We start from the raw sequence: 6,839 nt of genomic DNA, 5'->3' as shown, positions 1-6,839 counted from the left end.
TTGGAGTGATTGGGGGGAAAATTCCGGGACTTTTTCCCTGAAAATTAGGTAATTGACCCCCTGAAAATGGGTAAAACCCCACACCCCACACCCCACACCCCACACCCTGCCCCCAGGAAAAGCTTTTTCAGCAAACCCTATCTCGACTGACAAGGCGATCGAAGCAAGGCAGTTTTTAAATTTGCTCTCGGTCTAAAGTGGGAAAAACCATTTAAAATTGAAAATCAACAGGGATAGGGAAGCTCTGTAACCGCACGATCATGGCTAAAATTGTCGGTGTTCACGGTATCGCGCAAGAATTTAGGGGTAGCCACACGATTTGTGCTGAGTGGTTGCCAAGTCTCAAGGATGGATTGAAACTCGCGGGAACCGAGTTAAAGTCCGATACTGATTTTCGTTGCGCGTTTTACGGAGATATTTTTCGGGGAAAATCGAAAGCGATCGGTATCCCGAACTACGATGTTAATGATATCGATTCCGATTGGGAAAAAGAATTACTCCAGTCGTGGTGGCAAGAAACGGAACGAGTGGAAAATAATCATCCCAATGCGGATAGCCTTTTGAGAGAAAAATCTACCCCAAAAATTATCCAGAGAGCTTTGTCGGGGTTAAGTGAATCTCGGTTTTTCGGTAGCATTGCCGAGAAATTGGTTATTTCTTATCTTAAGCAAGTGGGGAGCTATTTACACGATCGAAAGCTAAAACAGCAGATTCAAGAGCGAGTAATAGAATGTATCGGTGAAGATACGCGGGTACTTGTAGCTCATTCTCTCGGTTCGATCGTCTGTTACGAAACTTTATGTCAGCATCCAGAATGGCCGATTAAAGTCTTTGTCACTCTCGGTTCTCCTTTGGGGATAAGACAATTAATTTTCGATCGACTGCAACCATCCCCCCGCAATAACCTGGGGTGCTGGCCCGGAAATGTGGAAAGATGGGTAAATATCGCGGACGATGGCGATGTGGTGGCGTTGACAAAGCAACTCAACCCTTTATTTGAGGGAACTGTCGAGGATAAGCTAGTTTATAATGGTTGCGAGGCTCACGATGCCAAAAGGTATCTGACGGCGGTTGAAACTGGGGAAGCGATTCGATCGGGGTTAATCGATTGATGGGTAATGATATGGATGAAGAAATCAAGTATTATCTAATTGCTTGTGGGACAAAGGATTACAACGCATTCGAGCAATTACCCAGCGTCGAGACGGATTTAGAATTGGTGAACATTCTGTTTACCAGTGGTTTTGGATATGAAAGAGTTCTGCCAAGTTTACACTTGAATCCCACAACTAACGATCTTAAAAAATTATTCCCTAATTGGCTTCGGGATAGAGAGCGACATGGAACGAAAAATATTCTTATTTTTTACTATTCTGGTCATGGCGAATATTGTCAAGGGGATGGACATTATCTCATACTGGAAGACACAAATAGTGACGATATACCTTCAACGGCTTTACCGACTCAAGACTTAGTTCGTCCTATTAAAAATAACCAAGTAACCATCTCTCAAGTTCTCTATATTATTGATACTTGTTACTCCCAAAGTGGTGCGGGAGATATTATAAAATTCGTTAGCGATGCGATCAAACAATATGAAGCGGTTCGAGGAGCTAATATAGCTATTCATGTTATGGCAGCTTGTAGGTCAAAAGATACAGCGATCGAAGGCGTTTTATCCCGATCGCTGCAACAAGCTCTCGATGACATAAAAGCGATCGAGTTTTATTCCCACTCTGGATATGTCGATCTAGGTTTGTTGGTTCATAAAATGAACCAAAATGTTGACAGTAATCAGCGTGTTAATTATTCTGCGCTAGGAATTGAAACCCATGCTATCTTTTTTCCTACTTATCCTAAAGCTGACCAAAAATGGGAAAATCAACGATTTAATTTAATCGAAAAACTTTTCAATATTTTAAATATTAATTCCGATAATAGTTTATTTTTAATCAACTCTTTTCTGTTAGTCTATGAGGATCCCAAATCATCATCTATTTCAAACATAGAAGAGCTTAGAGGAAAACTAAAAGATTTATCTAGTAAGCCAGTTAATAAAGAAATATGTCCTTTGATTTTATTTTCTGAATGGTGCAGGTTGAAGTTATTTAAGGATCAGAACCGAGATATTGCTGAAGATATTGATACTTGGAAAGGTGAAGCTGTTCGATATAGGGATGGTGTGCAGTTAGACACAATCAAAAAATATGCGAGAGAATTGTGGGATAAATTTAATAAAATTATCGAACTAGAAGGAAGAATACAAATTGTAATCTCACCCGCAATTGATAAACATAATAATACTGGCTTACAAACAGAATATTTTCATGTAAATACGATGTTTTTTGTGGGAATAAACAATAAAATTAAGTTATGGAATATCTATAAAAAAGAACAAGGTTTTATGTTAGAAGAAATGCAAAATAGTTTCTATCAGGTAATTCCTGAAATGTTTTACTATTTACCCGATCGAGCGAGACTAGAGATTGAATTTTTCCTTCCATTTGCTTTGCTGAAACACTCCCTAGAAGATATTAAGTTTAGATGCGGTGATGGGCCATCTATCGGATACGAGTATCCTGTTTTTATTAACTCCTTCGATCGCTATTTCGATGAAGATTTCCGAGAAATACGCGACAAGATCGAGGAGATCAAGAGAGCTTTATGGGAAAATAATAGCGATCTTGACCAGAAACATTACTACATCGGAACCGAACCATCGATCGCCGATCTGGAAGATATCGTGGAATCCCTGCCGATCGCCGTCTGGAGTCGAAACGCCGGCGAACCGATGACAGATAACGATCTAAAACCCTCGGAATGGAGAAACTGGCCCGATAAGATCAAAGAATTACGCAGAAACAAGCGAGAAATCGCCCTTTTCTGGGACGATCTATACCCCAAACCCTCCCCGAGACCAAGACCTCTAAACACGAGAGTGGTGGAATCCAATGGCCGATAAACCAGTTCCCAAAGCAGAAGAACTTCGCATCTATCGGGGTTTGACCCTGAGTGCCGATAGTTTACCCACACCCAAAGAACAAAGAAAACACCTCGATCGCATCCCACCGCCACCCCCTTGGCGCAGTTTTAGCCTGTCCCCGGAAGAATGGACAAAAGCGGCAAAATCGCAGAAAATACCGCCCGAACAGGGAAAAATCGACCCTAGGGCTTTAGGATTCGTCGCGGATAAGAAAGCGGTGGAATTGGTGAATGCTGCCCTCTGTTTGCGTCGTCCCCTACTGATCGAGGGCAACCCCGGCGCCGGCAAAACTTCCCTGGCCTACGCAGTGGCGCGGGAATTGGGACTACCCGGCCCCTACCGTTGGTCGATCGTTTCCCGCACCACCCTTAAAGAGGGTCTTTATGCCTACGATGCGATCGGACGGTTACAGGAAGCTTCCCTACAAAGACAGAAAGTGGGAGAGGGGGGAGAGTACGAGGAGCCGGATATCGGCAGCTATTTAAGATTAGGTCCCATGGGGATGGCTTTTTATCGATCCCTTCCCGGACGACCGGCGGTGCTGCTAATTGATGAGATCGATAAAAGCGATATCGATATGCCTAACGATCTCCTCCATATTTTCGAGGAGGGATTTTTTGAGATCCCAGAATTGACACGATTAAAAACCGGCGACCAATCGGTTCTTCCCTATCGCGGTCAACAGGACGACAGCGAGGAAAAAATCCCGATCGATCGAGGTTGTGTGTCTTGTCAGGAGTTTCCGCTAGTATTCATGACCAGTAACGAGGCCCGGGAGTTTCCCCCTGCTTTCCTGCGTCGATGTTTGCGTTTAAGACTCGAACAACCCGACAACGAGGATGATTTCTATCGGATACTAGAGCAACGTTTCCCCCCGGAGAGCCTAAATCAATTGGACGAACCGGCCAGAAATCTGATCCGGGAATTTCTCGATCGAATCAAACGCAAAGACAAACTAGCCACCGATCAACTGCTCAACGCGGTCTATCTGTTACTACAGGGAAACGACCTCACCGACCCCGATAGCAAGCTGCTAGACACCATCTTTAAATCCTTGCAAGGGTAGGGGGATAGATGGAAGGGAAAAAAGCTATCTGGTGGGAAGACGAGAGGGAAATGGCAGAACTGATCTGGTGCGCTGCTTACCTCGATCGAATTATCGCGCCTTGGTTGATCGAGCAGCCTGAACAGTCGGAAGCAACCTCATCTAATGATCAGGAGGATAACCGGTCATCCGGCAGCGGTGAAAAAACCCCTCCCCCCGGAGCGATCGAGCCAACGCTCCCCGTTGCCTATCCCGAAACCATCGATCGCCCGACGCAGACCTCCCGGAAGCGCGATTCGGTCGAGAGCGATCGTTCTTCTCCCGTTCGCGTCCCCGATCCCTTTCCGATACCCGAACCCACCGCCATCAGTAAGGCAATTCTCCCCCTAGCGCGTCGCGTGCCTGGATTACGGGCCGACGAGTTGGATATCGAGGTTACAGTGGAACGGACGGCCGAAGCGGGGGGATTACCGATGCTCGCTTTCCGACCCCCCCTAGAACGTTGGTTAGAGGTTCACCTGTTGATCGATCGCTCTCCCCCGATGGAATTTTGGGGAGATCTAGCGGGGGGAATGACCACTCTCTTCCGTTGGCAAGGCTTTTTTAGGGATGTGCGGGTTTGGTGGTTCGAGACGGGTGAAAATGAAGCTCGTTTGCTTTCTGGTGCGGGGCAAATCGAACGGAACCCTCGCAGTCTGGTTGCACCCTCTGGAAACCGACTTTTTATCGTCCTAACCGATACTTTGGGGAAAGCTTGGCGATCGGGGTCTGCCTTTGCCACCCTAGCGGATCTGGGAAAAGAACACCCCGTCACCATTGCTCACATTTTCCCGCAGGAGCTATGGCAACGAACCGCTTTAGAGGGAGCGATCCTCCGGCCTTTGATCGCACCGGGTCCCGCTTCTGCCAATGCAACACTGCAAGTGGGGGAAAGACTCCGCACGAAGCAGATTCTCTATCGGTTCCCCATTTTCAATCTATCCCCCGCTCACTTTGCAACCTGGGCGAAATTTATCGCTGGGAGCGGTGGTAATTCCATTCAGGGGGTTTTAATGGGAGCAACCACTGCGGGGGTGAATATGGGTGAAACCGGAGAAGAAGAGGCAGCCGCTCCGGAAGCGGAATCCCCGGAAGATTTATTGAGAGGCTTTTTAATCGATTCCAGTCCCTTGGCCCGAGAACTGGCTAAAGTGCTGGCGGCCGTTCCCCTGATTCCTCCGGTGATGCGATTGGCACAGCGGCGATTTTTACCCGATAGTAAACATTGGCATCTAGCGGAGGTCTTTTTTAGCGGACTGGTCGAAAAATCTACCTTTAGTCCGGAGGGAGCGACGGTTCCGGATGCTTGGTACGATTTTTACCCCGGCATTCGTCAGCTACTGTTGGCAGATAGTGCCGCTAGACGCACGATCGATATTTGGCGCGGTATCGGCGATTATATTCGCGACCATTACGGCGAATTTCGCGATTTTTCGGCTCTAATCCCCAATCCACAGGGTTCTCTAGCGGATGCAGTCAGCGATCGCTCTCTCTATTTCGCTGAGGTGGACGCGGCCGTTCTCCGCACTTGGGGGGGAGAGTACGCCGATATCGCCCAAAACATCGAGGAGAGAGTGAGGCAGCGAAAACAGGAAATCTTGACCCCGGAAAAACTCCTAAAATTCACCTTCGAGACCAGATACGTCGATAAACGGGGAGAAATTACCAAAAGAGAACCCCTGGAGGCCTACTACTACGAGGAACCCCTAGGGGAGGAAATCGAACCCCTGACTATGGTTGCTATCCCGGGGGGAACTTTCCTGATGGGTTCACCGGGAGAAAAGGGCGATTCCGAGTCTGAAAAACCCCAACACCCCGTGAGCGTCAGTGCCTTCTACCTGAGCCAGACTCCGATTACGCGGGCGCAATGGCGGTTCGTGGCCCACCTACCGAGGGAGGGAAAAGACCTCGATCCAGACCCCGCGCACTTTAAGGAAAGCGATAACAACCCCGTCGAGCGCGTGAGTTGGTACGATGCGATCGAATTCTGCGCTCGTCTGTCCCGTCACACGGGAAAAAATTACCGTTTACCAAGCGAGGCCGAGTGGGAATACGCTTGTAGAGCGGGAACAACCACCCCCTTCCACTTTGGCGAGACGATCACGGCAGAACTGGCGAATTACAATAGTTCAAAGGTCTATCAACAAGAAAAGCCGAAACAATCCCCAAATAAAACCACCCCCGTCCGCTCCTATCCCCCCAACGCCTTTGGGCTGTACGATATGCACGGGAATGTTTGGGAGTGGTGTTTAGATCCGTGGCACGGTGATTATCAAGGCGCACCGCCCACAGACGGGAGCGTTTGGGACGAAAAAAATATTGATAATCGTTATGAAAATTTATTAAATAGTATAAATAAACTCTTGATAGATGACCGATATTGTGTATTGCGGGGCGGTTCCTGGGGCGTCAATCCTAATAACTGCCGTTCCGCGTTTCGCCTCATCAACTTCCGCCGCGACAACCGCAACTACCTTATCGGTTTTCGGGTAGTCTGCGTATTCGGGAGAACCCTGTAACCCTTTTCCCCTTTTTTTCTCTCTTTTTCCTCATTCCCTTTTCTGGAATTTTTTTAGGCAGGCTATAGTACAAGTGTATTGGTTTAGGGGTGGTCAATTACCTGGGGGGTTTGATCCCCCCTGCCCCCCTTGATAAGCTATCCCTTATAGGGATCTTTCTTAACAATTTTTGCAGTAAGCACTCCAACCCTTATCCTGACTTGATTTCAGTTTTTTCTTTGTCAGTAAGGGTGTCAACAAGGAATATTACAAA

4 protein-coding genes are annotated in these 6,839 nt (G+C 47.3%); all 4 read left to right on the top strand.

Annotated features, from left to right (window positions below):
- Positions 1–260 precede the first annotated feature (260 nt).
- The 4 genes from O9332_RS02900 to O9332_RS02885 are packed head-to-tail and all read left to right on the top strand — an operon-like array spanning position 261 to position 6,586.
- Positions 261–1,112 carry a hypothetical protein gene (locus tag O9332_RS02900; protein WP_288023557.1) on the top strand — a complete coding sequence of 284 codons (852 nt, stop codon included), beginning with the start codon at positions 261–263 and terminating at the stop codon, positions 1,110–1,112.
- Positions 1,112–2,962, top strand: a complete 1,851-nt coding sequence (locus tag O9332_RS02895) for a VMAP-C domain-containing protein (protein WP_353853399.1) — start codon at positions 1,112–1,114, stop codon at positions 2,960–2,962. The genes O9332_RS02900 and O9332_RS02895 overlap by 1 nt, the downstream gene beginning before the upstream one ends.
- Entirely contained in the window at positions 2,952–4,049 is a 1,098-nt protein-coding gene (locus O9332_RS02890; protein ID WP_288023553.1) for an AAA family ATPase, read from the top strand. The genes O9332_RS02895 and O9332_RS02890 overlap by 11 nt, the downstream gene beginning before the upstream one ends.
- Before the next feature lie 8 nt (positions 4,050–4,057).
- Positions 4,058–6,586: an SAV_2336 N-terminal domain-related protein gene (locus O9332_RS02885; protein ID WP_288023552.1), complete on the top strand. Its 2,529-nt coding sequence runs from the start codon at positions 4,058–4,060 to the stop codon at positions 6,584–6,586.
- Positions 6,587–6,839 lie beyond the last annotated feature (253 nt).

The organism is Microcystis sp. LE19-10.1B, assembly GCF_027530565.1.
Lineage (GTDB): Bacteria > Cyanobacteriota > Cyanobacteriia > Cyanobacteriales > Microcystaceae > Microcystis > Microcystis aeruginosa.
The sequence above is the reverse complement of the archived record's forward strand: the minus strand, read 5'-3'. Positions and strand labels throughout refer to the sequence as shown.